This is a genomic window from Pseudomonas sp. G1002 (assembly GCF_013385455.1).
GTDB lineage: Bacteria > Pseudomonadota > Gammaproteobacteria > Pseudomonadales > Pseudomonadaceae > Aquipseudomonas.
This window is the reverse complement of the sequence record NZ_JACAPY010000016.1, coordinates 256,269-280,743: the sequence shown is the minus strand read 5'-3', so window position 1 is coordinate 280,743 and position 24,475 is coordinate 256,269. Positions and strand designations below refer to the sequence as shown.

The 24,475-nt window shown below is 60.0% G+C and carries 23 protein-coding genes; 19 read left to right on the top strand and 4 right to left on the bottom strand.

Annotated features, from left to right (window positions below):
- The first annotated feature begins 99 nt into the window (after positions 1-99).
- From HX801_RS07495 to HX801_RS07485, 3 genes are all read left to right on the top strand, one after another.
- Positions 100-1,362 carry an ATP-binding protein gene (locus HX801_RS07495; RefSeq protein WP_003216013.1) on the top strand — a complete coding sequence of 421 codons (1,263 nt, stop codon included), beginning with the start codon at positions 100-102 and terminating at the stop codon, positions 1,360-1,362.
- A complete protein-coding gene (locus tag HX801_RS07490; RefSeq protein WP_003216016.1) occupies positions 1,355-1,915 on the top strand; it encodes a response regulator transcription factor in 561 nt (186 codons plus the stop codon). The genes HX801_RS07495 and HX801_RS07490 overlap by 8 nt, the downstream gene beginning before the upstream one ends.
- 100 nt (positions 1,916-2,015) lie before the next feature.
- Entirely contained in the window at positions 2,016-3,740 is a 1,725-nt protein-coding gene (locus HX801_RS07485) for an ABC transporter ATP-binding protein/permease (RefSeq protein ID WP_177021841.1), read from the top strand.
- Between the two features lie 198 nt (positions 3,741-3,938).
- Here the strand turns inward: HX801_RS07485 and HX801_RS07480 are convergent, their stop codons facing one another.
- Complete coding sequence (locus HX801_RS07480; protein WP_003216019.1) at positions 3,939-4,376, bottom strand: YhcB family protein; 438 nt, start codon at positions 4,374-4,376, stop codon at positions 3,939-3,941.
- Positions 4,377-4,523: 147 nt separating this feature from the next.
- Between HX801_RS07480 and HX801_RS07475 the strand changes: the two genes are divergently transcribed.
- The 3 genes from HX801_RS07475 (at position 4,524) to zapE (ending at position 7,698) form a co-directional block, all read left to right on the top strand.
- On the top strand, positions 4,524-5,153 hold the full coding sequence (locus HX801_RS07475) for an alpha/beta hydrolase (protein WP_023659190.1): 630 nt from the start codon (positions 4,524-4,526) through the stop codon (positions 5,151-5,153).
- 16 nt (positions 5,154-5,169) lie between these two features.
- On the top strand, positions 5,170-6,525 hold the full coding sequence (locus tag HX801_RS07470; protein WP_177021840.1) for a tryptophan--tRNA ligase: 1,356 nt from the start codon (positions 5,170-5,172) through the stop codon (positions 6,523-6,525).
- A 78-nt stretch (positions 6,526-6,603) separates the two neighbouring features.
- Positions 6,604-7,698 (top strand): cell division protein ZapE, encoded by a 1,095-nt coding sequence (gene zapE / locus HX801_RS07465; RefSeq protein ID WP_003216025.1) that lies wholly within the window; start codon positions 6,604-6,606, stop codon positions 7,696-7,698.
- Between the two features lie 193 nt (positions 7,699-7,891).
- Here zapE and HX801_RS07460 read toward each other — a convergent pair whose 3' ends face one another.
- The gene (locus HX801_RS07460) at positions 7,892-8,812 is read right to left on the bottom strand and encodes a GlxA family transcriptional regulator (RefSeq protein WP_173406101.1); all 921 of its coding nucleotides are present in this window, start codon (positions 8,810-8,812) and stop codon (positions 7,892-7,894) included.
- Positions 8,813-9,032: 220 nt separating this feature from the next.
- Between HX801_RS07460 and HX801_RS07455 the strand changes: the two genes are divergently transcribed.
- Entirely contained in the window at positions 9,033-10,169 is a 1,137-nt protein-coding gene (locus HX801_RS07455) for an acyl-CoA dehydrogenase family protein (RefSeq protein ID WP_003216028.1), read from the top strand.
- 123 nt (positions 10,170-10,292) lie between these two features.
- Here the strand turns inward: HX801_RS07455 and HX801_RS07450 are convergent, their stop codons facing one another.
- Positions 10,293-11,333, bottom strand: coding sequence for an NADP(H)-dependent aldo-keto reductase (locus HX801_RS07450; protein WP_177021839.1), 1,041 nt, complete (start codon positions 11,331-11,333; stop codon positions 10,293-10,295).
- Between the two features lie 248 nt (positions 11,334-11,581).
- Here HX801_RS07450 and rplM point away from each other — a divergent pair, with 248 nt between their 5' ends.
- From rplM to HX801_RS07410, 8 genes are all read left to right on the top strand, one after another.
- The gene (gene rplM / locus HX801_RS07445; RefSeq protein ID WP_003216032.1) at positions 11,582-12,010 is read left to right on the top strand and encodes a 50S ribosomal protein L13; all 429 of its coding nucleotides are present in this window, start codon (positions 11,582-11,584) and stop codon (positions 12,008-12,010) included.
- Positions 12,011-12,024: 14 nt separating this feature from the next.
- Positions 12,025-12,417, top strand: a complete 393-nt coding sequence (gene rpsI / locus HX801_RS07440; RefSeq protein WP_003216038.1) for a 30S ribosomal protein S9 — start codon at positions 12,025-12,027, stop codon at positions 12,415-12,417.
- Positions 12,418-12,683: 266 nt separating this feature from the next.
- A complete protein-coding gene (gene petA / locus HX801_RS07435; protein ID WP_003216040.1) occupies positions 12,684-13,280 on the top strand; it encodes a ubiquinol-cytochrome c reductase iron-sulfur subunit in 597 nt (198 codons plus the stop codon).
- Positions 13,280-14,491, top strand: a complete 1,212-nt coding sequence (locus HX801_RS07430) for a cytochrome bc complex cytochrome b subunit (RefSeq protein WP_003216042.1) — start codon at positions 13,280-13,282, stop codon at positions 14,489-14,491. Before petA ends, HX801_RS07430 begins: the two co-directional genes overlap by 1 nt.
- Positions 14,491-15,270 carry a cytochrome c1 gene (locus tag HX801_RS07425; RefSeq protein WP_003216044.1) on the top strand — a complete coding sequence of 260 codons (780 nt, stop codon included), beginning with the start codon at positions 14,491-14,493 and terminating at the stop codon, positions 15,268-15,270. The genes HX801_RS07430 and HX801_RS07425 overlap by 1 nt, the downstream gene beginning before the upstream one ends.
- 145 nt (positions 15,271-15,415) lie before the next feature.
- Positions 15,416-16,033, top strand: a complete 618-nt coding sequence (locus HX801_RS07420) for a glutathione S-transferase N-terminal domain-containing protein (protein ID WP_003216049.1) — start codon at positions 15,416-15,418, stop codon at positions 16,031-16,033.
- A gap of 17 nt (positions 16,034-16,050) precedes the next feature.
- Positions 16,051-16,470 carry a ClpXP protease specificity-enhancing factor gene (locus HX801_RS07415; RefSeq protein ID WP_003216051.1) on the top strand — a complete coding sequence of 140 codons (420 nt, stop codon included), beginning with the start codon at positions 16,051-16,053 and terminating at the stop codon, positions 16,468-16,470.
- Positions 16,471-16,640: 170 nt separating this feature from the next.
- Entirely contained in the window at positions 16,641-17,390 is a 750-nt protein-coding gene (locus tag HX801_RS07410; RefSeq protein WP_008437251.1) for a FadR/GntR family transcriptional regulator, read from the top strand.
- Positions 17,391-17,591: 201 nt separating this feature from the next.
- Here the strand turns inward: HX801_RS07410 and HX801_RS07405 are convergent, their stop codons facing one another.
- Positions 17,592-18,746, bottom strand: a complete 1,155-nt coding sequence (locus HX801_RS07405; protein WP_177021838.1) for a phospholipase — start codon at positions 18,744-18,746, stop codon at positions 17,592-17,594.
- A gap of 224 nt (positions 18,747-18,970) precedes the next feature.
- Between HX801_RS07405 and kdgD the strand changes: the two genes are divergently transcribed.
- The 4 genes from kdgD (at position 18,971) to garD (ending at position 24,401) form a co-directional block, all read left to right on the top strand.
- The gene (gene kdgD / locus HX801_RS07400; RefSeq protein WP_003216058.1) at positions 18,971-19,882 is read left to right on the top strand and encodes a 5-dehydro-4-deoxyglucarate dehydratase; all 912 of its coding nucleotides are present in this window, start codon (positions 18,971-18,973) and stop codon (positions 19,880-19,882) included.
- A gap of 54 nt (positions 19,883-19,936) precedes the next feature.
- Positions 19,937-21,382, top strand: a complete 1,446-nt coding sequence (locus HX801_RS07395) for an aldehyde dehydrogenase family protein (RefSeq protein WP_003216060.1) — start codon at positions 19,937-19,939, stop codon at positions 21,380-21,382.
- An 87-nt stretch (positions 21,383-21,469) separates the two neighbouring features.
- Positions 21,470-22,834 carry an MFS transporter gene (locus HX801_RS07390; protein ID WP_177021837.1) on the top strand — a complete coding sequence of 455 codons (1,365 nt, stop codon included), beginning with the start codon at positions 21,470-21,472 and terminating at the stop codon, positions 22,832-22,834.
- Between the two features lie 13 nt (positions 22,835-22,847).
- Positions 22,848-24,401, top strand: coding sequence for a galactarate dehydratase (garD, locus tag HX801_RS07385; protein WP_088422717.1), 1,554 nt, complete (start codon positions 22,848-22,850; stop codon positions 24,399-24,401).
- The last annotated feature ends 74 nt before the right edge of the window (positions 24,402-24,475 follow it).

Here is a 24,475-nt window from a genome sequence, read left to right as displayed (position 1 = left end):
ATCCTGACCCCTGCGTCAAAGAGCCACACACGCCGTGCCAGCGCTGTCGCTTCGTTTATACTCCGTGCGATCCGCCTGCAGCGCTCATCGGGAGAGCTCATGCTCGCCGCCGTAAAACTGACTTCCGCCACCCGCCAGAACCTTTGGCGCCTGACGTTCATCCGCACCCTGGTGCTGGCCGCACAGGCCGGTTCGGTGGGGCTCGCCTATTGGTTCAAGCTGCTGCCGCTGCCCTGGTTGCAGTTGGCCGTGACCCTCGGCTTCTCCACCGTGCTGTGTGTATTTACCGTCATCCGGCTGCGCACCACGTGGCCTGTGACCGAGCTGGAATACGCCCTGCAACTGGCCTGCGACCTGTTTATCCACAGTGTGTTGCTGTACTTCTCCGGCGGCTCCACCAACCCGTTCGTGTCCTATTACCTGGTGCCACTGACCATCGCGGCGGTGACCTTGCCGTGGCGCTATTCGGTGGTGCTGTCGGGTATTGCCCTGACCCTGTACACCCTGCTGCTGGCACAGTTCTACCCGTTGCAGACCTTCCCCATCGCCCGGGAAAACCTGCAGATCTACGGCATGTGGCTGAGCTTTGCCCTGTCGGCGGCGGTCATCACCTTTTTTGCCGCACGAATGGCGGAAGAGCTGCGCCGCCAGGAAGAGCTGCGCGCCATTCGCCGTGAAGAAGGCCTGCGGGACCAGCAGTTGCTGGCCGTCGCCACCCAGGCCGCCGGCGCGGCCCACGAATTGGGCACGCCGCTGGCGACCATGAGCGTACTGCTCAAGGAAATGACCCAGGACCACCACGACCCGGCCCTGCAAGACGACCTGAGTGTGCTGCAGGAACAGGTCAAGCAGTGCAAGCTGACCTTGCAGCAGCTGGTGCGCGCCGCCGAGGCCAATCGCCGCCTGGCGGTGGAGATGCAAGACGTCACCCAGTGGCTGGACGAGGCCCTGAACCGCTGGCACCTGATGCGTCCCGAAGCCAGTTACCGGTTCCACCTGCTGGGCCAGGGCACGGTGCCGCGCATGGCGCCGCCGCCGGACCTGACCCAGGCGCTGCTGAACCTGCTGAACAACGCCGCCGATGCCTGCCCGGAAGGGTTGGAAGTGACCCTGGACTGGGATGCGGAAGACTTCACCATCAGCATTCGCGACCACGGCGCCGGTGTGCCGCTGGCGATTGCCGAGCAGATCGGCAAGCCCTTCTTTACCACCAAGGGCAAAGGCTTCGGCCTGGGCCTGTTTTTGAGCAAGGCCAGCGTGACCCGCGCGGGCGGCTCAGTGAAACTCTATAGTCATGAGGAAGGCGGCACGCTCACCGAGCTGCGCCTGCCCCGTGTCGCACGAGGAGACATCGATGAGTGACGAGATCCAAGTCGAAGGCGAAGAACTGCCGCACCTGCTGCTGGTAGATGACGACGCCACCTTTACCCGCGTGATGGCCCGCGCCATGAGCCGTCGTGGCTTTCGCGTCAGCACCGCAGGTTCCGCCGAGGAAGGCCTGGCCATCGCCACGGCCGACCTGCCGGAATACGCGGCCCTGGACCTGAAAATGGACGGCGACTCCGGCCTGGTGCTGCTGCCCAAGCTGCTGGAGCTGGACCCGGAAATGCGCGTGGTGATCCTCACCGGCTATTCCAGCATTGCCACCGCCGTCGAGGCGATCAAGCGTGGCGCCTGCAACTACCTGTGCAAGCCGGCAGATGCCGACGACGTGCTGGCCGCCTTGCTCTCCGAGCACGCCGACCTCGACACCCTGGTGCCGGAAAACCCGATGTCAGTGGACCGCCTGCAGTGGGAACACATCCAGCGGGTGTTGACCGAGCACGAAGGCAACATCTCCGCCACGGCCCGCGCCCTGGGCATGCATCGTCGAACGTTGCAGCGCAAGTTGCAGAAACGCCCGGTTCGACGTTGAACGGCGACTGAACAATCTGCTTCAGGCCGCACGGAGCCCTGAACCGATCGTCTATGATCGGTTCAAACGCCTGTTATTTTTTTCCTACCGAGCCTGAACAATGAATCAGAACGCTGAGTATTCCGCGGTCAATGACGCGGTGCGTGGGCAATTTTTAAGGAAAGTCTGGGCGCTGATCACCCCCTACTGGCGCAGTGAGGAGAAGTTCAAGGCCTGGCTGTTGTTGCTGGTGGTGCTGGGGCTGTCGCTGTTCAGTGTGGCGGTGTCGGTGTGGTTCAACAGCTGGAACCGCGACTTCTATAACGCCCTGGAAAAGAAGGACTACGACGCCTTCACCCACCTGCTGATGTATTTCAGCGTGATCGCCGTGGTGGCGATCGTCACCGGGGTGTTCACTTCCTATTTGCAGCAAATGCTCACCATCCGCTGGCGGCGCTGGCTGACTGAAACCTACTTCGCCAAGTGGCTGAGCGAGAAAAACTACTACCACCTGGAATATGGCGGCTACACCGATAACCCCGACCAACGTATCTCCGAAGACCTCAACGCCTTTACCAGCAGCACCCTGAGCCTGGGCCTGGGGTTTATCAGTAACCTGGTGAGCCTGGTGTCGTTCTCGGTGATCCTGTGGGGCGTGTCCGGCAGTATCGAGGTTTGGGGCATCACGATTCCCGGCTATATGTTCTGGGCGGCACTGGTATATGCCGTGCTGGGCAGTTGGTTGACCCACTTGATTGGTCGAAAACTGATCGGCTTGAGCAACCGCCAGCAACGCTTCGAGGCCGACTTGCGTTTCAGCCTGGTGCGGGTGCGCGAGAACGCCGAAAGCATCGCGCTGTTCAATGGCGAGCCGAATGAACACCAGCAACTGAGTGCACGTTTCGGGCGGGTGTGGAGCAACTTCTGGAGCATCATGCAGCTCAAGAAGCGCCTGAACTTCTTCACCAGTGGTTACTCGCAGATCGCGATCATCTTCCCGTTTGTGGTGGCAGCGCCGCGTTACTTTTCCGGCCAGATAGAGCTGGGCGTGCTGATGCAAGTGGCCAGTGCGTTTGGCAGCGTGCAGGGCAGCCTGAGCTGGTTTGTCGACGCGTATACCGTGTTGGCCAGCTGGCGTGCGACCTGTGATCGTCTGCTGAGCTTTGGCGAGGCGATGGAAGAAAACGAAGGCCGCAACACGGGCATCGAGCTGCAACGCCAGGGCGGCAATTTGCAGATGAGCAACCTCAGCCTCGATCTGGCGGATGGTCGTCACCTGCTCGATGGCGCCAACCTGACGGTTGCCGAGGGTGAGCGATTGATGCTCAGCGGGCGTTCCGGCAGCGGCAAGTCAACCTTGCTGCGGGCCATGGGCAATCTCTGGCCAAACGGCCACGGCAACATCCGCTTGCCGGCCGAGCGTTATCTGTTCCTGCCGCAAAAGCCGTACCTGCCGATTGGTACCTTGCGGGGTGTGTTGAGTTATCCACAGGAGGAGGGCGCGTACCCGCCGCAACGTTATGCACAGGTCCTGGAAACCTGCCGCCTGGCGCACCTGATTCCACGCTTGGACGAGGCCAATCACTGGCAGCGCATGCTGTCGCCGGGTGAGCAACAGCGCCTGGCGTTTGCGCGGGCGTTGTTGTTTGAACCGCAATGGCTGTACATGGACGAGGCCACCTCGGCGATGGACGAGGAAGATGAGGCGGCGCTGTATCAGGCGTTGATCGATGAGTTGCCGGGGTTGAGCATCGTCAGCGTCGGGCACCGCAGCAGCCTCAAGCGTTTCCATGGGCGGCATGTGCGGATCGAGAACGGGCAGCTACAAGAACAGCCAGTGTCCTGAAGTCGGACTCGGTCAATGTGGGAGCGGGCTTGCTCGCGAATACGGTGGGTCAGTTAATACATAGGGTGACTGATAGACCGCATTCGCGAGCAAGCCCGCTCCCACATTGGATCAGTGTCGTCTGGTCGACCTGGTTCCAACAAAAAAGCCCGGCTGATCATCGATCAGCCGGGCTTTTTCATGCCGCTTGAAAAGCTATTACTTCTTCAAGCCGTAATGCTCATCCAGCATCCCCGGGGCGTTTGGCGTTTTTGGCGCGTAATCCCGTGGCGGTTCCTGATTTTCCCGCGGAGGGGTCAGGCGTTCCCGTGGAGCGTGCGGTGCATCGGAATGCAGCGCGGCCAGCAGGCGCTGGCGGGTGATGTCGTCCAGGGCCAGGCGGTTGGCACCCTCGGCGAGATGATCCTGTACTTCCTGATAGCTCTGAGTGAGCTTTTTCACCAGGGTCGCGGTGCTGTTGAAGTGGGTAACAACCTCGTTCTGATAACTGTCAAAACGTTCCTGAATGTCATCCAGCTGACGCTGCGTGCGGTTAGGCGCGGCATTCGGCAGCAGGCGGGCAACCAGGAATCCAATGGCGACACCGGCAACCAAGGCGAGAGTCGGCAACAACCAAACTAAGAGCGAGTGTTCCACGAGTCCTTCCTCTATAAACGGCTTTGCTTTACGTTAACGGCTCGGACCTGCGCTGTATACCGCGATTAAGCTCGCAATGATGCCATGCACAGACTTTTAGCTAGACGAGTCGACCCCTTGAGAGGTCACGGAGTTCCTTCCTTGCTGATGCGTGAAACCCCCGTTTTGATCGATGGCCCGGTAGGCCAATTGGAAGCCCTGTATCTGGATCACCCCGAGCCACGTGGCCTGGCGCTGATCTGTCACCCGAACCCGGTGCAGGGCGGCACCATGCTCAACAAAGTCGTATCGACCCTGCAACGCACCGCGCGCGATGCCGGCTTGATCACGTTACGTTTCAATTATCGCGGTGTCGGCACCAGTGCCGGTACGCACGATATGGGCACCGGTGAAGTCGACGACGCCGAAGCGGCAGCCACCTGGCTGCGTGAAAAGCATCCCGACCTGCCGATCACCCTGCTGGGTTTTTCCTTCGGCGGGTTTGTCGCGGCCACCCTCGGCGGCCGCCTGGAAGCCAAGGGCGAAAAACTCGCGCACCTGTTCATGGTGGCCGCGGCCGTGATGCGCCTGCGGGACAACGACGTGTTGCCACAAGGCTGCCCATTGACCGTGATCCAGCCGGAAACCGACGAAGTGGTTGACCCGCAACTCGTCTACGACTGGTCCGCGGCCCTGAATCGCCCCCATGAGCTGCTGAAAGTGGCAGAATGCGGACACTTTTTTCATGGCAAGCTGACCGATCTCAAGGATCTTGTGCTGCCACGTCTTTCGAATTGATGACAAGCGATCACCCATGACGACCCGTACCCGCATCCTCACCGGCATCACCACCACCGGCACGCCGCACCTGGGCAACTACGCCGGCGCGATTCGCCCGGCGATCCTTGCCAGCCAGGACGCCAACGCCGACTCCTTCTACTTCCTGGCCGACTACCACGCCCTGATCAAGTGCGATGACCCGCAGCGCATCCAGCGCTCGCGCATGGAAATCGCCGCGACCTGGCTGGCCGGTGGCCTGGATGTGAACCGGGTAACCTTCTACCGCCAGTCCGATATCCCGGAAATCCCCGAGCTGACCTGGTTGCTGACCTGCGTGGCGGCCAAGGGCCTGCTCAACCGTGCGCACGCCTACAAGGCCTCGGTGGACAAGAACCTGGAGAACGGCGAAGACCCGGATGCGGGGATCACCATGGGCCTGTACAGCTACCCGGTGCTGATGGCTGCGGACATCCTGATGTTCAACGCCCACAAGGTGCCGGTCGGTCGTGACCAGATCCAGCACGTGGAAATGGCTCGCGACATCGGCCAGCGCTTCAACCACCTGTTCGGCAAGGGTAAAGAATTCTTCACCATGCCCGAAGCGCTGATCGAAGAAAGCGTCGCCACCTTGCCGGGCCTGGATGGCCGCAAGATGTCGAAGAGCTACGACAACACCATCCCGTTGTTCACCAGCGCCAAGGACATGAAGGACGCAATCTCGCGGATCGTCACCGACTCCCGCGCGCCGGGCGAAGCCAAGGATCCGGACAACTCGCACCTGTTCACCCTGTACCAGGCATTTGCCACCCAGGCCCAGGAAGAAGAGTTCCGCGGCGAACTGCTGCAGGGCCTGGGCTGGGGTGAGGCGAAGAACCGTCTGTTCCAACTGCTGGACGGCCAGTTGGGTGAAGCGCGCGAGCGTTATCACCAGCTGATGTCGCGCCCGTCGGACATGGAAGACCTGCTGCTGGTCGGCGCCCGCAAAGCCCGCGCCGTGGCTGCACCGTTCCTGGCCGAACTGCGTGAAGCGGTGGGCCTGCGCTCGTTCGTCAACCCGGTCGCCGTGGCTGCCACCACCAAGAAGAAAGCTGCGAAAGCCGCACGCTTTGTCAGCTTCCGCGAAGACGACGGCAGCTTCCGCTTCCGTTTGCTGGCGGCCGAAGGCGAGCAACTGCTGCTGTCGCGCAACTTTGCCGACGGTAAAACCGCAGGCGCCGTAACCAAGCAGCTGCAATCGGGTCAGGCGCTGGATGTCCGCAGTGAAGCCTCGAGCTTCAGCGTGTGGCTGGAGGGTGAAGTCGTCGCCGATAGCCCGGCGTTCGCCGATAGCGCCTCGCGGGATGCGGCGATCGAAGCCTTGCGCGTTGCGTTGACCCCAATCGAGGATTGACCCGACCAAGGGTTGATTGCCATTCTTCAGGGCCGTCGTTACAGTGGCGGCCCGTTTTTGTTGCCTTGCTAACGAATTATGACGCCCCTAGAACGATATCAAGCTGATCTGAAACGCCCTGAATTCTTCCATGACGCTGCCCAGGAAACTGCGGTGCGCCATTTGCAGCGCCTGTACGACGACCTGGTCCAGGCCTCGCAGAACAAGCCGGGCATGTTCAGCAAGCTGTTTGGCAAGAAAGACCACACGCCGGTCAAGGGCTTGTATTTCTGGGGTGGTGTTGGCCGGGGCAAGACTTACCTGGTGGACACCTTCTTCGAAGCGCTGCCGTTCAAGGAAAAGGTCCGCACCCACTTCCACCGCTTCATGAAGCGCGTGCATGAAGAGATGAAGACCCTGCCTGGCGAGAAGAACCCGCTGACCATCATCGCCAAGCGCTTCTCGGAAGAAGCCCGGGTGATCTGTTTCGATGAGTTCTTCGTCTCCGACATCACCGACGCGATGATCCTCGGCACCCTGATGGAAGAGCTGTTCAAGAACGGCGTGACCCTTGTCGCCACCTCGAACATCGTGCCCGACGGCCTGTACAAGGACGGTTTGCAACGCGCGCGTTTCCTGCCGGCCATCGCCCTGATCAAGCAGAACACCGACATCGTCAACGTCGACAGCGGCGTCGACTACCGCCTGCGTCACCTTGAACAAGCCGAACTGTTCCACTACCCGCTCAACGAAGTGGCCCAGGAAAGCCTGCGCAAGAGCTTCCGCGCGCTGACGCCGGAATGCACCCAGGCGATTGAAAACGACAAGCTGATCATCGAAAACCGCGAAATCATCGCGCTGCGCACCTGCGATGACGTGGCCTGGTTCGAATTCCGCGAACTGTGCGACGGCCCTCGCAGCCAGAACGACTACATCGAACTGGGCAAGATCTTCCACGCGGTGATCCTGAGCGGTGTCGAGCAGATGAGCGTCACCACCGACGACATCGCGCGGCGCTTTATCAACATGGTCGACGAATTCTACGACCGCAACGTCAAGCTGATCATCTCGGCGGAAGTCGAGCTCAAGGACCTCTACACCGGCGGCCGCTTGAACTTCGAATTCCAGCGCACCTTGAGCCGCTTGCTGGAAATGCAGTCCCACGAGTTCCTGTCGCGGGCGCACAAGCCGTAAGCGATGCGCTTGAAATGAAAAAGGCCCGCAGCGATGCGGGCCTTTTTTTATGCAAAATTTCCAGGTCAACAGAAAGAGCTGTGGGAGCCGGGCTTGCCCGCGATAGCGGTCTGTCAGCTGATGCCTCTGGTGCCTGGCGCGCCGCCATCGCAGGCAAGCCAGCTCCCACATTTTTACTGTGTATACCCTTTGGTTACGCGGCCTGCTGGAATTGCTGGCGATACTGGTTGGGCGACAGCTCGGTATGCTGGCGGAACAGCCGCGCAAAGAAGCTCGCGTCGTCGTAGCCCACCTCGTAACTGATGGTCTTGATGCTTTTGCGGCTGCCGGACAGCAGGCCCTTGGCTGTCTCGATGCGCAACCGTTGCAGGTAGTGCAGCGGCTTGTCACCGGTGGCGGTCTGGAAGCGGCGCATGAAGTTGCGGATGCTCATGCCGTGTTCCCGGGCCACGTCTTCGAAGCGGAACTTGTCGGCGAAGTGCTCTTCGAGCCAATGCTGGATCTGCAGGATGATCACGTCCTGGTGCAGCTTCTGCCCGCCAAAACCGATGCGCCCGGGGGCGTAGCTGCGTTGCACTTCGTAGAGGATGTCGCGGGCCACGGCCTGGGCGATGTTGGCGCCGCAGAAGCGTTCGATCAGGTAGATGTAGAGGTCGCAGGCCGAGGTGGTGCCGCCTGCGCAGTAGAGGTTGTCGGCGTCGGTCAGGTGCTTGTCCTGGTTCAGCTGCACCTTGGGAAAGCGTTCGGTGAAAGCGTTGAAGAAGCGCCAATAGGTGGTCGCTTCCTTGCCATCCAGCAGGCCGGCTTCGGCGAGCCAGAACACCCCGGTGGCTTCGCCGCACAGCACCGCGCCACGGGCGTGTTGTTCGCGCAGCCAGGGCAGCACTTGGGGGTAGCGTTGGCACAACGAGTCGAAATCGTCCCAGAAGGCCGGGAGCACGATGATGTCGGCGTTTTCGAGGCCGCCGTCCACCGGCATGATCACATCGCTGAAGCTGCGCACCGACTGCCCGTCGGGGCTGACCAGGCGGGTTTCGAAGGCGGGAGTGAGGCCCTGGCCCAGCTGTTTGCCGTAGCGCAGGCTCGCGAGGTGGAAGAAATCCTTGGCTTGCATGAGGGTTGAAGCGAATACCCGATCAATGGCCAAAATGCTGACGCGCCGCAAGGGCGTGGAGATTTGGTTAGACATAATTTCATTTATTCTTATAGGGGAAAGTGGTCACCAGACGGCTGGATCGTCTTATTTTTTGTCGCATGTGTCCAGTGTCCCGTGACGCCTTCGCGGCTTAGGCTCTGTGATCCCGGTCTTGTCCGACAATTCACACAGGTGTCCCATGATTCCCAGAACCTTGTTCAGCTCGGAGCACGAACTCTTCCGCCAGAGCGTGCGCACCTTCCTCGAAAAAGACGCGGCGCCGTTCCACGGGCAATGGGAAAAGCAGGGCTACATCGACCGCAACCTGTGGAACAAGGCGGGGGAGGCGGGGATGCTCTGCTCGCATTTGCCGGAAGAGTACGGCGGCCTCGGGGCGGACTTTCTCTACAGCGCGGTGGTGATCGAGGAGATCAGCCGCCTGGGACTGACCGGGATTGGTTTCTCCCTGCATTCGGACATTGTTGCGCCCTACATCCTGCATTACGGCAGTGAGGCGCTGAAGCACAAGTACCTGCCCAAGCTGATCTCCGGGGAAATGGTCACGGCGATTGCCATGACCGAGCCGGGGGCCGGGTCCGACCTGCAAGGGGTCAAGACCACGGCGGTGCTGGATGGCGATGAATACGTGATCAACGGCTCCAAGACGTTCATCACCAATGGCTTCCTGGCTGATCTGGTGATCGTCGTGGCCAAGACCGATCCCAAGGCCGGCGCCAAGGGCACCAGCCTGTTCCTGGTGGAGGCCAACACGCCGGGTTTCGACAAGGGCAAGCGCCTGGAGAAGGTCGGGATGAAGGCCCAGGATACATCGGAGCTGTTCTTCCAGGATGTGCGGGTGCCCAAGGAGAATCTGCTGGGCCAGGCGGGGATGGGCTTTGCCTACCTGATGCAGGAGTTGCCGCAGGAGCGTTTGACGGTGGCGATTGGCGCGTTGTCGTCAGCCGAGGCGGCGCTGCAATGGACGCTGGAATACACCCGCGACCGCAAGGCGTTCGGCAAGGCGATCATCGACTTCCAGAACACCCGTTTCAAGCTGGCGGAGATTGCGACGGAAACCCAGATCGGCCGGGTATTTGTCGACAAGTGCATGGAGTTGCACCTGGAAGGCAAGCTCGATGTGCCCACGGCCGCGATGGCCAAATACTGGGCCACGGACCTGCAGTGCAAGGTGCTGGATGAGTGTGTGCAACTGCACGGCGGGTATGGGTTTATGTGGGAATACCCGATTGCGCGGGCGTGGGCAGATGCGCGGGTGCAGCGGATTTATGCGGGGACGAATGAGATCATGAAGGAGATTATTGCGCGGGCGCTTTGAATTCTTGGTGTTTTTGAGGGCCTCTTCGCGAGCAAGCCCGCTCCCACATTCGACTGCATTCCAAAGGTGGAACTCGGTCGAATGTGGGAGCGGGCTTGCTCGCGAAGGCGGTCTAGAGATCAATCAAGGCGCAGGATTCGGATGATCCTTCTGAATCGCCTCAATCCCTGCCAGCACCTCATCCGACAGTTTCAGGTCGGCACTGGCGATGTTGCTGTCCAGCTGCTCCAGGGTCGTGGCGCCAATGATGTTGCTGGTCACGAACGGTTGTTGGGTCACAAACGCCAATGCCATCTGCGCCGGGTCCAGGCCGTGCTCACGGGCCAGTGCCACATAACGGCTGCATGCAGCTTCCGACTGCGGGTTGAAGTAGCGGCTGAAGCGGCTATAGAGGCTCAGGCGGCCCTTGGCCGGGCGTGCGCCACCTTCGTACTTGCCGCTGAGCATGCCGAACGCCAGCGGTGAATACGCCAGCAAACCGCACTGTTCACGGATGGCGATTTCCGCCAGGCCCACTTCAAAGCTGCGGTTGAGCAGGTTGTAGGGGTTCTGGATCGACACCGCGCGGGTCCAGCCACGGGCTTCGGCCAGGGCCAGGAACTTCATGGTGCCCCACGGGGTTTCGTTGGACAGGCCGATGTGGCGGATCTTGCCGGCCTTGACCTGCTCATCCAGGGCTTCGAGGGTTTCCTCCAGCGGCGTCAGGTCTTCGTCGGCCTTGTGCTTGTAGCCCAGTTGGCCGAAAAAGTTGGTGCTGCGTTCCGGCCAGTGCAGCTGGTAGAGGTCGATCCAGTCGGTTTGCAGGCGCTTGAGGCTCGCGTCCAGGGCTTCGGCGATGTGCTTGCGGTTGTGCTTGAGGCTGCCATCGCGGATGTAGTCGATGGTGTTGCCGGGGCCGGCGATCTTGCTGGCGAGGATCCAGTCGGCACGGTCGCCGCGGCTTTTGAAGTAATTACCGATGTAGCGCTCGGTGGTGGCGTAGGTGTCGGCCTTGGGCGGCACCGGGTACATTTCCGCGGTGTCGAGGAAGTTGATCCCCGCGGCCTTGGCCCGTTCGATCTGTGCGAAGGCCTCTGCCTCGCTGTTCTGCTCGCCCCAGGTCATGGTGCCCAAGGCTATCGCGCTCACGTTCAGATCGGTTCGGCCCAGCTGTCGATAGTCCATCGGGTACTCCTTCGGGGAAAACAATCATAAAAGCAGGTTGAAATTTTTTTGGCAATCTGCATAATTGCCCACCTCTTTCTGCAGTGGAAGTGATGCGCCGCCTGCCGAAGAATCTTGCCGTTGAACGGACGCGCCGACCCGAGCCCCCGATAGCGTCTGTATCCGGCTGCCTTTGACTTGTCAAAGTACGCACTATTCAGTAAGATCCGCCGTCTAATTTACAGGGCGGCCCCTGAGGCTATTAAAGAATGACAACTTTTACTGCAAAACCAGAAACAGTTCAGCGCGACTGGTTTGTCGTCGACGCCGCTGGTCAGACCCTGGGTCGTCTGGCCACTGAAGTCGCCAGCCGTCTGCGTGGCAAGCACAAGCCTGAGTACACCCCTCACGTTGATACCGGTGACTACATTGTCATCATCAACGCCGAGCAGGTACGTGTTACCGGCAACAAAGCGCAAGACAAAATGTACTACCGTCACTCCGGTTTCCCAGGCGGTATCAAGTCTTCGAACTTCGAAGGCCTGATCTCCAAAAAGCCTGAAGCCCCGATTGAAATCGCGGTCAAAGGTATGCTGCCGAAGGGCCCACTGGGTCGCGACATGTATCGCAAGCTGAAAGTCTATGCGGGCGCTGCTCACCCTCATGCTGCTCAGCAGCCCCAAGAACTGAAGTTTTAACGGAATAGTTCATTATGTCGGCGACTCAAAATTACGGCACTGGCCGTCGCAAAACCGCTACCGCTCGCGTTTTCCTGCGTCCGGGTACTGGTAACATCTCGATCAACAACCGCACTCTGGAAAATTTCTTCGGTCGCGAAACTGCCCGCATGGTAGTTCGTCAGCCGCTGGAATTGACCGAGACCGTTGAAAAGTTCGACATCTACGTCACCGTTATCGGTGGCGGTGTAAGTGGTCAAGCTGGCGCAATCCGCCACGGTATCACTCGCGCTCTGATGCAGTACGACGAAACCCTGCGTGGCGCTCTGCGCAAAGCTGGCTTCGTGACTCGCGATGCTCGTGAAGTTGAACGTAAGAAAGTTGGTCTGCGTAAAGCGCGTAAGCGTCCGCAGTACTCGAAGCGTTAATTCGCTTTTACGTTCCAGAAAACGCCCAGCCTCCTCACGGAGCTGGGCGTTTTTTATTGCCTGCTATTTATGTAAAAAAATCTGTGTGACAACTTGCCACATCCGTAGAGCCCCTATACTCAAAGGCTTGGAGCCAGTGCCGGGGGTAATTACCTTGTCAGACGTGGGGCTTTTCATTACCATTCGGCAAAATTTTTATAAGTTCAGATTTAACACTTAGTAGACGCCTGATTTAACAGGCCACAAAGCTGATGGGAGAGGACTGAATGAGCAATGACGGCGTGAATGCAGGCCGGCGTCGCTTCTTGGTAGCAGCCACATCCGTGGTGGGTGCTGCAGGAGCGGTGGGGGCTGCGGTCCCGTTCGTGGGGTCATGGTTTCCCAGTGCCAAGGCGAAAGCCGCAGGTGCACCGGTGAAGGTGAATGTCAGCAAGATCGATCCAGGCCAGCAAATGATTGCTGAATGGCGCGGTCAGCCAGTGTTCATCGTTCGTCGTACCGAGGAAATCCTGGGAAATCTGAAGAAGATCGAGGGCCAGCTGTCCGACCCCGACTCGAAGAATTCCGACCAACCCGCTTACGTCGATAAGGAAATTCGCTCGATCAAGCCGGAAATTCTGCTGCTGATCGGTATCTGCACCCACTTGGGTTGCTCTCCCACCTTCCGCCCGGAAGTGGCGCCCGCGGACCTGGGCAAGGACTGGGTCGGGGGCTATTTCTGCCCGTGCCACGGTTCTCACTACGACCTCGCTGGCCGCGTCTACAAGTCACAACCTGCACCACTGAACCTGCCAGTTCCGCCACATCACTACGAGACTGACAGTGTCATTGTCATTGGCGTCGACGAGGGGGAGAAAGCCTGATGAGCAAGTTCATGGATTGGGTGGATGCGCGCTTCCCCGCGACCAAGATGTGGGAAGACCACCTCAGCAAGTATTACGCACCGAAGAATTTCAACTTCTTCTATTTCTTTGGCTCCCTGGCACTTCTGGTATTGGTCAATCAGATCGTTACCGGTGTCTGGCTGACGATGAGCTACACCCCGTCGGCCGAAGAAGCCTTCGCCTCTGTCGAATACATCATGCGCGACGTCGAGTACGGCTCGATCCTGCGTCTGTTGCACTCCACCGGCGCCTCGGCGTTCTTCATCGTCGTCTACATGCACATGTTCCGTGGCCTGCTCTACGGCTCGTACCAGAAGCCTCGCGAGCTGGTGTGGGTGTTCGGCATGCTGATCTACCTGGCGCTGATGGCCGAGGCCTTCATGGGCTACCTGCTGCCGTGGGGCCAGATGTCCTATTGGGGCGCCCAGGTGATCATCTCGCTGTTCGGTGCGATCCCGGTCATCGGCAACGACCTGACCCAGTGGATTCGCGGTGACTACCTGATCTCCGGGATCACCCTGAACCGCTTCTTCGCCTTGCACGTGGTGGCCTTGCCGATCGTGATCCTGGGCCTGGTAGTGCTGCACATCCTGGCGTTGCACGAAGTGGGTTCGAACAACCCCGACGGCGTGGATATCAAGAAGCACAAGGACGAAAACGGCGTACCACTGGACGGCATTCCGTTCCACCCGTACTACACCGTGAAAGATATCGTCGGTGTGGTGGTGTTCCTGTTCATCTTCTGCTCGATCGTGTTCTTTTTCCCGGAGATGGGCGGTTATTTCCTCGAGAAACCGAACTTCGAACAGGCGAACGCCTTCAAGACCCCGGAACACATTGCCCCGGTCTGGTACTTCACTCCGTTCTACGCGATCTTGCGGGCGATTCCCGACAAACTCATGGGCGTTATCGCCATGGGCGCAGCGATTGCAGTGCTGTTCGTGCTGCCGTGGCTCGACCGTAGCCCGGTCAAGTCCATGCGCTACAAGGGCTGGCTGAGCAAGATCTGGCTGTGGGTGTTCTGCATTGCGTTCGTGATCCTGGGTGTACTGGGCGTACTGGCGCCGACCCCGGAGCGTACGTTGCTGTCGCAGGTCTGCACCTTCCTGTACTTCGCCTACTTCATTCTGATGCCGTTCTATACCCGGCTCGAGAAGACCAAACCGGTACCGGAAAGGGTGACTGGCTGATGAAAAAATTATTCGTTGCATTCATTCTTGCGGCCCTGCCGCTGCTGTCTTTCGCCGCTGAACACGGCCCAGAACTGGAAAAAGTCGACATCGACGTGTCGGACAAAGCCGCAATGCAGGACGGGCTGCGTACGTTCACCAACTACTGCATGGGCTGCCACAGCGCCAAGTTCCAGCGTTACGAGCGAGTGGCCGACGACCTGGGCATTCCCCATGACGTGATGCTGAGCCACTCGGTGTTCACCGGGGCGAAGATCGGCGACCACATGACCATCGGCATGCAACCGGCCGACGCCAAGACCTGGTTCGGGGCTGCACCGCCCGACCTGACCCTGGTGGCCCGTGTGCGTGGCACCGATTGGCTCTATGGCTACCTGAAATCCTTCTATGAAGACCCGACGCGTCCCTACGGCGTGAACAACAAAGTGTTCCCGAACGTCGGTATGCCTAACGTTCTGGTCGGCCTGCAAGGTCGCCAAGTGGTAGGATGCAAGCAAGTACAAATCGTCGAAGACGGCAAGAAGCAGTATGATCCGCTCACCGGTACGCCTTTGACTCATGAAGCGTGCGATCAGCTGACCATAGTGCCGAAGACCGGCACGCTGAACGAAGAGCAGTTCGACGAGAAGGTCAAGAATCTGGTGACCTTCCTGGCCTACTCGGCCAACCCAGTGAAGCTGCAGCATCAGCGCATTGGTACCTATGTGTTGCTGTACCTGGCCTTCTTCTTCGTGTTCGCCTATCTGCTGAAACGCGAATACTGGAAGGATGTGCATTGATCCAACCGTAAGTAATTGCTGTTAATCTTGCGCGCCCAGCGGCATCTCTGAAGGTAAGTCTGGTTTATCCAGGCATCACGGAGATGCTCACTGGGCGCGCTCGTTTTTGAGCTTCCGATAATTTCAACAAGCGAGGAGGACCGCCATGGGCGTGACCAATCGGTTGGCCTGTTACTCCGACCCCGCCGACCACTATTCCCACCGAGTACGCATCGTGCTCGCAGAGAAGGGTGTCAGCGCAGAGATCATCAGTGTGGAGGTGGGACGTCACCCGCCGAAACTGATCGAAGTGAACCCTTACGGCAGCTTGCCCACCCTGGTCGATCGTGACCTGGCGTTGTGGGAGTCAACCGTGGTGATGGAATACCTGGATGAGCGTTATCCCCATCCACCGTTGCTGCCGGTGTATCCGGTGGCGCGTGCCAACAGCCGCCTGCTGATCCATCGGATCCAGCGTGACTGGTGTGGCCTGGTGGACCTGATTCTGGATTCACGCAGCAAGGAAGCGGCCCGGGTTCAGGCGCGCAAGGAATTGCGCGAGAGCCTGACCGGTGTTTCGCCGTTGTTTGCCGACAAACCTTTTTTCCTCAGCGAGGAACAAAGCCTGGTGGATTGCTGCCTATTACCCATACTCTGGCGCTTGCCGATTTTGGGCATAGAACTGCCGCGGCCTGCCAAGCCGCTGCTTGACTACATGGAGCGCCAGTTTGCGCGTGAGGCTTTCCAGGCGAGTCTGTCTGGTGTCGAACGCGATATGCGCTAAGGCTTAAGGAGCCGTTGATGAACTCCAGTCGACCTTACCTGGTCCGCGCGCTCTATGAGTGGATAGTGGACAACGATTGCACCCCGCACATGCTGGTCAATTCCGAGTTTCCCGCGGTTCAGGTACCGCAAGGTTTTGCCAGTGACGGACAAATCGTCCTGAACGTTTCACCCAGTGCCGTGCGACACCTGCACATGGACAATGAAGCGGTCAGCTTTGAAGGGCGTTTCGGCGGTGTGCCGCATACGCTGTTCGTGCCCATCGGTGCCATCCTCGGGATCTACGCCCGGGAAAATGGCCAGGGCATGGTGTTTGATCTGGAGTCTTCCCTTGAGGATGACGAAGCGATCGAGCTCGAAGGCGAAGATGATGTGCCGCCGCCGGATTCCGAGCCACCGCGTCCAAGCGGTCGGCCGAGTCTGAAAGTGGTGAAGTAACAAGGCGCGGGCCCTCGGGCCAGCGTTGAAAATGCCTCGGTGATGCCGGGGCATTTTTTTGCCTGGCGAAAACCCCGGCGGTTATAGATGAAAGTCATGACAGGACGGTGATCGTACAACCGCCATGGGCTATCATGCGTGCTTCAGATCGCCGAGATAGATGATTCATCATGGAAAACTCCAGCGCCGCCCCTCGTCTTCCCCGCAAGCGCCGCAGCCTTGCCCAGGAATTGGTCACGGTGTTGTCCGAGCAGATCCGCGACGGCCAACTCAAACGTGGCGACAAACTGCCCACCGAGTCGGCGATCATGGACGCCCATGGGGTCAGCCGCACCGTGGTGCGTGAAGCCATCTCTCGATTGCAGGCCGCCGGGCAGGTAGAAACCCGCCATGGCATCGGTACCTTTGTGCTGGATACGCCAAGCCCCAGCGGTTTCCGGATTGATCCGGCCACTGTCGTCACCCTGCGTGATGTGCTGGCCATCCTTGAACTGCGGATCAGTCTGGAAGTGGAGTCTGCCGGGCTCGCCGCCCAGCGTCGTAGCGACGAGCAATTGGCCGGCATGCGTGCTGCCCTCGATGCCCTTAACGAAAGTGCGGCCCACGCCGGTGATGCGGTGGCGTCGGACTTCCAGTTCCACCTGCAGATTGCCCTGTCCACCGGCAACCGCTACTTCACCGACATCATGACCCACCTGGGCACCAGCATCATTCCACGCACGCGGCTGAACTCGGCACGCCTGGCCCATGATGACCAGCAGCACTACATGAGCCGCCTGAGCCGCGAACACGAAGAGATCTACGAGGCGATCGCGCGCCAGGACTCGGATGCGGCGCGGGCGGCCATGCGGTTGCACCTGACCAACAGCCGTGAGCGGCTGCGCCATGCCCATGAAGAGGCGGAAGCGCAGCGCGGTTGATTCCAGGCTGGACGTAAGCGTGTGGCTTGAAAGCTCATTGTGGCGAGGGAGCTTGCTCCCGTTGGGCCGCGCAGCGGCCCCAAATCCATTGCCCCGAGTTCTGTCTGAAAGAACCCCGTGTTCTTGCTGGGGCTGCTTCGCAGCCCAACGGGAGCAAGCTCCCTCGCCACAGGTTAATGCGCGAGGCTTAACTCACGTCTTTCAGGCCGGCTGATTCGGCTTGTAGTCCTTGAGCAGCAGATACGTGCTCCAACCCCACCAGTCATTGGTCCACTGCTTGTCGTTCAGGTTGTTGACGTCCTTGCGTCGCAGCACCTTGTCGCCTTCAGCCTTGAACAGCGGTGAGAAGTTGTTCACCGGGTTCTGCGCGGCGTTCAGGTCCGGCACATACAGCGGTGCCTTGAAGTTGGCCGGGGAGGGCGCCATGCCGCTGATAAACGTTTCGAAGATCTCATCGGCCGAGGCCTGCACGGCGCGTTTGACCATGGCGCGGTTGGCCGCATCGTTGCTGTCGAAATAGCGTTTATCACCGTAGGCATGCCACTGCTCGCCCAGGGCGTTGCGCACATTGAGCCCGAACTTGCTGTCTTCATCGTGCATGAAGCGGCTGATCAGCGAGCCCAGTTCACCCGGTGTCACCACCGCCGCCAGTTGCTTGCGCGGTACCCGCAGGTGCCCGGCGGAAAATAGATCGGTCAAAAAGTGATCAGCAAAGCTGTTCATGGCATAGGCCAGTTCCAGCGCCTGGTCGGTGTCGGTCTGATGCGCCACGACGGCTTGTTGCAAGGCTGCCGTATGCCCCGCCAAATAGGCCGCCAAAGCCCATTCGCCAAAGTGGTCGGCATTGTCTGCCGCCAGTTTCAGGTAGCGCCCCAGTGGAATCAGTGCCGAGACAGCACTGCCGCCGCCGGTGATGCGGTTCCATTCCTCGGACAAGGTGTCACCCAGCGCGTCATAGGCTTCATGGGGTTGCTTGCCATCCTTGATCGCCTGGTTGACCGCATTGATCTCCTTTTGCATCACCGCCAGGATCTTGCCCGCTTCTTCCCGTGATGCTGGCAATACCGCCAGCGAGTTGAATGCATCGGTAAAGCGCTGCACACGATCAGCGGGCGATGTGCCTTCGTTGATGGGGCGTCCGGGGATGCCATAGAAATCACCGCCCAGGGCGATGATCTGGCCATAGCTCAGGGCCAGGCCATTGGGCAGGTGCAATTCGACCTGCCGGGCGGGAATCGGCGGGGCGTCCTTGACGAAACGCAACAGGGTGTCGTCGCCGATGGCGGTGTGTTCGCCGCCTTCAAAACGCAGGGTTGGCGGGGTTTTCACAGGTGTGGCGAGTTCAAGATCTGACATGTTAGCTCCTTGCTATGTCGTAGGAATCTTCCGTAATAACTGTACGTATATACAGTTATCCCGAGCATAGAGGAAAAACTTCCTACGTCAAGAAAGCAGCAATCGAGAAGGGCGGCGATGAATTGCAGTTGACGAATATTTTTATAGTTGTACGATGACGTACGACATCAAGATAACCATCCGTAATCTCACAACAGAAAGTCTTCGCCCAGGGTGTTCGAATAATGAATCCACAAGAACTGAAGTCCATCCTCTCTCACGGTCTGCTGTCTTTCCCGGTGACCGATTTCAATGCCCAGGGTGATTTCCACCAGGCGGGCTACATCAAGCGTCTGGAATGGCTGGCCCCTTATGGCGCTACCGCCTTGTTCGCCGCTGGCGGCACCGGTGAGTTTTTCTCCCTGGCGGCCAGCGAATATTCGCAAGTGGTGAAAACCGCCGTTGATACCTGCGCCACCAGCGTGCCGATTCTTGCCGGTGTCGGCGGTGCCACCCGCCAGGCCATCGAGTACGCCCAGGAAGCCGAGCGTCTGGGCGCCAAAGGCCTGTTGCTGCTGCCGCACTACCTGACCGAAGCCAGCCAGGACGGGGTTGCCGCCCACGTTGAAGCGGTGTGCAAGTCGGTCAAGATCGGTGTAGTGGTCTACAACCGCAACGTCTGCCGCCTGACCGCGCCGCTGCTGGAGCGCCTGGCCGAGCGCTGCCCGAACCTGATCGGTTACAAGGACGGCCTGGGTGACATTGAATTGATGGTGTCGATCCGTCGTCGCCTCGGTGACCGTTTCAGCTACCTGGGCGGCTTGCCGACTGCAGAGGTTTACGCCGCTGCCTACAAGGCCCTGGGCGTGCCGGTGTACTCCTCGGCGGTGTTCAACTTCATTCCAAAAACCGCGATGGATTTCTACCACGCCATTGCCCGGGAAGATCACGCCACCGTCGGCAAGATCATCGACGACTTCTTCCTGCCGTACCTCGACATCCGTAACCGCAAGGCCGGTTACGCGGTGAGCATCGTCAAGGCCGGGGCGAAAATCGTCGGCTACGACGCAGGCCCCGTGCGTACCCCGCTGACCGATCTGCTGCCGGAAGAATACGAAGCCCTGGCCGCGTTGATCGACAAGCAAGGCGCGCAATAACCCATCACCAAGGCCGCTGAGTAATCAGCGGCTTTTTGCGTCAGGAGAGAATTCGTGTCCCAAGCCAAGCGTTTTGAAAACTACATCGGTGGCCAGTGGGTTGCCGGCGCCGACTACTCGGCCAACATCAATCCGTCGGAGTTGTCTGATGTCATTGGCGAATACGCCAAGGCTGACCTCGCCCAGGTCCACGCGGCCATCGACGCTGCGCGCGCTGCTTTTCCGGCGTGGTCCACTTCCGGGATCCAGGCGCGTCATGATTCGCTGGATAAAGTCGGCACCGAAATCCTCGCCCGTCGCGAAGAACTCGGCACCCTGCTGGCCCGGGAAGAGGGCAAGACCCTGCCGGAAGCCATCGGCGAAGTGACCCGCGCCGGTAACATCTTCAAATTCTTCGCCGGTGAATGCCTGCGCCTGTCCGGCGACTACCTGCCGTCGGTGCGTCCGGGCGTCAACGTTGAAGTGACCCGTGAGGCGTTGGGCGTGGTTGGCCTGATCACGCCGTGGAACTTCCCGATTGCCATCCCGGCCTGGAAGATCGCCCCGGCCCTGGCCTACGGCAACTGCGTGGTGCTCAAACCGGCTGAACTGGTACCGGGCTGCGCCTGGGCCCTGGCCGAAATCATCTCCCGCGCCGGCTTCCCTGCCGGTGTGTTCAACCTGGTGATGGGCAGCGGCCGTGTGGTCGGCGATGCCATGGTCAACAGCCCGAAAGTCGACGGCATCAGCTTCACCGGCTCGGTGGGCGTGGGTCGTCAGATCGCCGTCAGCTGCGTGTCGCGCCAGGCCAAGGTGCAGTTGGAAATGGGCGGCAAGAACCCGCAGATCATTCTCGACGACGCCGACCTCAAGCAAGCCGTCGAGCTGTCGGTACAGAGCGCGTTCTACTCCACCGGCCAGCGTTGCACCGCGTCCAGCCGCTTTATCGTCACCGCCGGGATTCACGACCAGTTCGTCGCGGCCATGGCCGAGCGGATGAAGTCGATCAAGGTCGGCCACGCCCTGAAAACCGGCACCGACATCGGCCCGGTGGTTTCCCAGGCCCAACTGGACCAGGACTTGAAGTACATCGACATCGGCCAGAGCGAAGGCGCCCGGCTGGTCAGCGGCGGTGAGCTGGTGACCTGCGACACCGAAGGCTACTTCCTCGCGCCGACGCTGTTTGCCGACAGCGAAGCCGCGATGCGCATCAGCCGTGAAGAGATCTTCGGGCCGGTGGCCAACGTGGTGCGCGTGGCGGATTACGAGGCGGCGCTGGCGATGGCCAACGACACCGAGTTCGGCCTCTCGGCCGGTATCGCCACCACCTCGCTGAAATACGCCAACCACTTCAAGCGTCATTCCCAGGCCGGGATGGTGATGGTCAATCTGCCGACTGCCGGTGTGGATTACCACGTTCCATTCGGCGGCCGTAAGGGTTCATCCTACGGTTCGCGTGAGCAGGGTCGCTATGCGCAAGAGTTCTACACCGTGGTGAAAACCAGCTACATCGGTTCGTAACGGCTGCACCCTGTGGCGGGTCCGTGCCCGCCACAGGCTTACAATTTGATTACCCGCAAAAAAAATAATTAGTGGGAGTACATCTTCATGCAAGCGACCAAGCCGACCCATGTCCGCTATTTGATCCTGCTCATGCTGTTCCTGGTGACCACGATCAACTACGCCGACCGGGCCACCATCGCGATTGCCGGCTCCAGCCTGCAAAAAGACCTCGGCATCGACGCGGTCACCCTTGGCTATATCTTCTCCGCATTCGGTTGGGCCTACGTGGCCGGGCAAATTCCCGGCGGCTGGCTGCTGGACCGATTCGGTTCGAAAAAAGTCTACGCCCTGAGTATCTTCACCTGGTCACTGTTCACCGTGCTGCAAGGCTATGTCGGTGAGTTCGGTGTTTCCACGGCCATCGTTGCGCTGTTCATGTTGCGCTTCCTGGTGGGCCTGGCTGAAGCGCCATCCTTCCCCGGAAATGCGCGCATCGTGGCGGCATGGTTTCCTACGGCTGAGCGGGGTACGGCCTCGGCGATCTTCAACTCGGCGCAGTACTTTGCGACTGTGTTGTTCGCGCCGTTGATGGGCTGGATCGTCTACACCTTCGGCTGGCAGCACGTGTTTATCGTGATGGGCGGCATCGGCATTCTGTTCTCGTTGATCTGGCTGAAACTTATCCACAGTCCGCGCCAACACCCGATGATCAACGACGCCGAACTGCAGCACATCGCCCAGAACGGCGGCATGGTCGATATGGATCAGGACAAGGGCAAAGGCAAGAAAGTCGACGGGCCGAAGTGGGATTACATTCGTCAATTGCTGACCAATCGCATGATGCTCGGCGTGTATCTGGGCCAGTACTGCATCAACGGCATCACCTACTTCTTCCTGACCTGGTTCCCGGTGTACCTGGTCCAGGAGCGCGGCATGACGATCCTCAAGGCCGGCTTTATTGCTTCCCTGCCTGCGGTCTGTGGTTTTATCGGTGGCGTGTTGGGCGGGATCATTTCCGACTATCTGCTGCGCAAAGGCCATTCGCTGACGTTCGCCCGCAAGGCGCCGATCATTGGTGGATTGCTGATTTCCTGCAGTATCGTGGCCTGCAACTACGTAGACATCGAATGGATGGTGGTGGGCTTCATGGCCCTGGCCTTCTTCGGTAAAGGCGTTGGCGCACTGGGTTGGGCGGTAGTCTCCGACACCTCGCCAAAGCAAATCGCCGGTTTGAGCGGTGGTCTGTTCAACATGTTCGGCAACATCGCGTCGATCACCACCCCGATTGTGATCGGCTACATCATCAGCACCACCGGCTCGTTCAAGTGGGCCCTGGTGTTCGTTGGCGCCAACGCGCTGGTCGCTGTGTTCAGTTACGTGGTGATCGTTGGCCCGATCAAGCGTGTAGTGCTCAAGGAGCCGCCGGCCAACGGCCCCGAGCTGACTAAACTTTCCCAAGCGCATTCCTGAAGGGGCCCGCGTCATGCAGTTGATTGAACATGCCGATTCGCCACGCTCCATCCGTTTGCACGCGCTGGATAACGTGGTGATTGTGGTCAACGACCAGGGCGTACCGGCGGGGACCGAGTTTCCCGACGGCCTGGTGACGGTGGATTTCATTCCCCAAAGCCACAAGGTGACGCTGGAAGACATCCCCGAAGGCGGCCGCATCATTCGCTACGGCCAGACCATCGGTTATGCCCTGCGCCCGATTCCGCGAGGCAGTTGGGTGCAGGAAGATCAACTGCGCATGCCCACGGCGCCGCCGCTGGACAGCTTGCCGCTGTCCACCGAAGTGCCCGAGGCCCAAGCGCCCCTGGAAGGTTTTACCTTCGAGGGTTATCGCAATGCCGACGGCACCGTGGGCACGCGCAATATCCTCGGGATTACCACCACGGTTCAGTGCGTCACGGGCGTGCTGGACCATGCGGTGAAGCGCATCAAGGACGAGTTGCTGCCCAAGTACCCGAACGTCGATGACGTGGTGGCGCTGACCCACAGCTACGGCTGCGGCGTGGCGATCACGGCCACCGACGCCTACATCCCGATCCGCACCGTGCGTAACCTGGCGCGCAATCCGAACCTGGGCGGTGAAGCCCTGGTGATCAGCCTGGGTTGCGAGAAGTTGCAGGCCGGGCAGGTGATGCATGAAAACGACAGCTCGGTGGACCTGAGCGAGCCATGGCTGTATCGGTTGCAGGACTCCAGCCACGGCTTTACCGAAATGATCGAACAGATCATGGAACTGGCCGAAACCCGCCTGAAGAAACTCGACCTGCGCCGGCGGGAAACCGTACCGGCGTCGGAGTTGATCCTCGGCATGCAGTGCGGCGGCAGTGATGCGTTCTCGGGGATTACCGCGAACCCGGCGCTGGGTTATGCCTCGGATTTGCTGCTGCGGGCGGGCGCGACGGTGATGTTTTCCGAAGTGACCGAAGTGCGCGATGCGATCTACCTGCTGACTTCCCGTGCCGAGAACCAGGACGTGGCCCGGGAACTGGTGCGGGAAATGGACTGGTACGACCGCTACCTGGCCAAGGGCGAGGCGGATCGCAGCGCCAACACTACGCCGGGGAACAAGAAGGGTGGGTTGTCGAATATTGTCGAGAAGTCGTTGGGTTCCATCGTCAAGTCGGGCAGTAGTGCGATCAATGGCGTGCTTGGCCCGGGCGAGCGGTTCAATCGCAAGGGCCTGATCTTTTGTGCCACGCCGGCGAGTGATTTTGTGTGCGGCACGTTGCAGTTGGCGGCGGGGATGAACCTGCACGTGTTCACCACCGGGCGTGGCACGCCGTATGGGCTGGCGATGGCGCCGGTGGTGAAGGTTTCGACGCGCACCGAGCTGGCGCAGCGTTGGCCGGACCTGATTGATATCGATGCCGGGCGGATCGCCACTGGGCGGGCAACGATCGAGGAGTTGGGTTGGGAGTTGTTCCACTTCTATCTGGATGTGGCCAGCGGCAAAAAACAGACGTGGGCGGAGCAGCACAAGCTGCATAACGACATTACGTTGTTCAATCCCGCGCCGATTACTTAAGACCGAGTCGCCTGCTTCGCGAGCAAGCCCGCTCCCACATTTGACTGCATTCCAAAGGTAGAACTCGGTCAAAT

What these genes read in the sequence shown, in the direction of transcription:
- HX801_RS07495 (WP_003216013.1), top strand. Translation starts at nt 100, where the DNA reads ATGCTCGCCGCCGTAAAACTGACTTCCGCCACCCGCCAGAACCTTTGG.
- HX801_RS07490 (WP_003216016.1), top strand. Translation starts at nt 1,355, where the DNA reads ATGAGTGACGAGATCCAAGTCGAAGGCGAAGAACTGCCGCACCTGCTG.
- HX801_RS07485 (WP_177021841.1), top strand. Translation starts at nt 2,016, where the DNA reads ATGAATCAGAACGCTGAGTATTCCGCGGTCAATGACGCGGTGCGTGGG.
- HX801_RS07475 (WP_023659190.1), top strand. Translation starts at nt 4,524, where the DNA reads ATGCGTGAAACCCCCGTTTTGATCGATGGCCCGGTAGGCCAATTGGAA.
- HX801_RS07470 (WP_177021840.1), top strand. Translation starts at nt 5,170, where the DNA reads ATGACGACCCGTACCCGCATCCTCACCGGCATCACCACCACCGGCACG.
- zapE (WP_003216025.1), top strand. Translation starts at nt 6,604, where the DNA reads ATGACGCCCCTAGAACGATATCAAGCTGATCTGAAACGCCCTGAATTC.
- HX801_RS07460 (WP_173406101.1), bottom strand. Translation starts at nt 8,812, where the DNA reads ATGCAAGCCAAGGATTTCTTCCACCTCGCGAGCCTGCGCTACGGCAAA.
- HX801_RS07455 (WP_003216028.1), top strand. Translation starts at nt 9,033, where the DNA reads ATGATTCCCAGAACCTTGTTCAGCTCGGAGCACGAACTCTTCCGCCAG.
- HX801_RS07450 (WP_177021839.1), bottom strand. Translation starts at nt 11,333, where the DNA reads ATGGACTATCGACAGCTGGGCCGAACCGATCTGAACGTGAGCGCGATA.
- rplM (WP_003216032.1), top strand. Translation starts at nt 11,582, where the DNA reads ATGACAACTTTTACTGCAAAACCAGAAACAGTTCAGCGCGACTGGTTT.
- rpsI (WP_003216038.1), top strand. Translation starts at nt 12,025, where the DNA reads ATGTCGGCGACTCAAAATTACGGCACTGGCCGTCGCAAAACCGCTACC.
- petA (WP_003216040.1), top strand. Translation starts at nt 12,684, where the DNA reads ATGAGCAATGACGGCGTGAATGCAGGCCGGCGTCGCTTCTTGGTAGCA.
- HX801_RS07430 (WP_003216042.1), top strand. Translation starts at nt 13,280, where the DNA reads ATGAGCAAGTTCATGGATTGGGTGGATGCGCGCTTCCCCGCGACCAAG.
- HX801_RS07425 (WP_003216044.1), top strand. Translation starts at nt 14,491, where the DNA reads ATGAAAAAATTATTCGTTGCATTCATTCTTGCGGCCCTGCCGCTGCTG.
- HX801_RS07420 (WP_003216049.1), top strand. Translation starts at nt 15,416, where the DNA reads ATGGGCGTGACCAATCGGTTGGCCTGTTACTCCGACCCCGCCGACCAC.
- HX801_RS07415 (WP_003216051.1), top strand. Translation starts at nt 16,051, where the DNA reads ATGAACTCCAGTCGACCTTACCTGGTCCGCGCGCTCTATGAGTGGATA.
- HX801_RS07410 (WP_008437251.1), top strand. Translation starts at nt 16,641, where the DNA reads ATGGAAAACTCCAGCGCCGCCCCTCGTCTTCCCCGCAAGCGCCGCAGC.
- HX801_RS07405 (WP_177021838.1), bottom strand. Translation starts at nt 18,746, where the DNA reads ATGTCAGATCTTGAACTCGCCACACCTGTGAAAACCCCGCCAACCCTG.
- kdgD (WP_003216058.1), top strand. Translation starts at nt 18,971, where the DNA reads ATGAATCCACAAGAACTGAAGTCCATCCTCTCTCACGGTCTGCTGTCT.
- HX801_RS07390 (WP_177021837.1), top strand. Translation starts at nt 21,470, where the DNA reads ATGCAAGCGACCAAGCCGACCCATGTCCGCTATTTGATCCTGCTCATG.
- garD (WP_088422717.1), top strand. Translation starts at nt 22,848, where the DNA reads ATGCAGTTGATTGAACATGCCGATTCGCCACGCTCCATCCGTTTGCAC.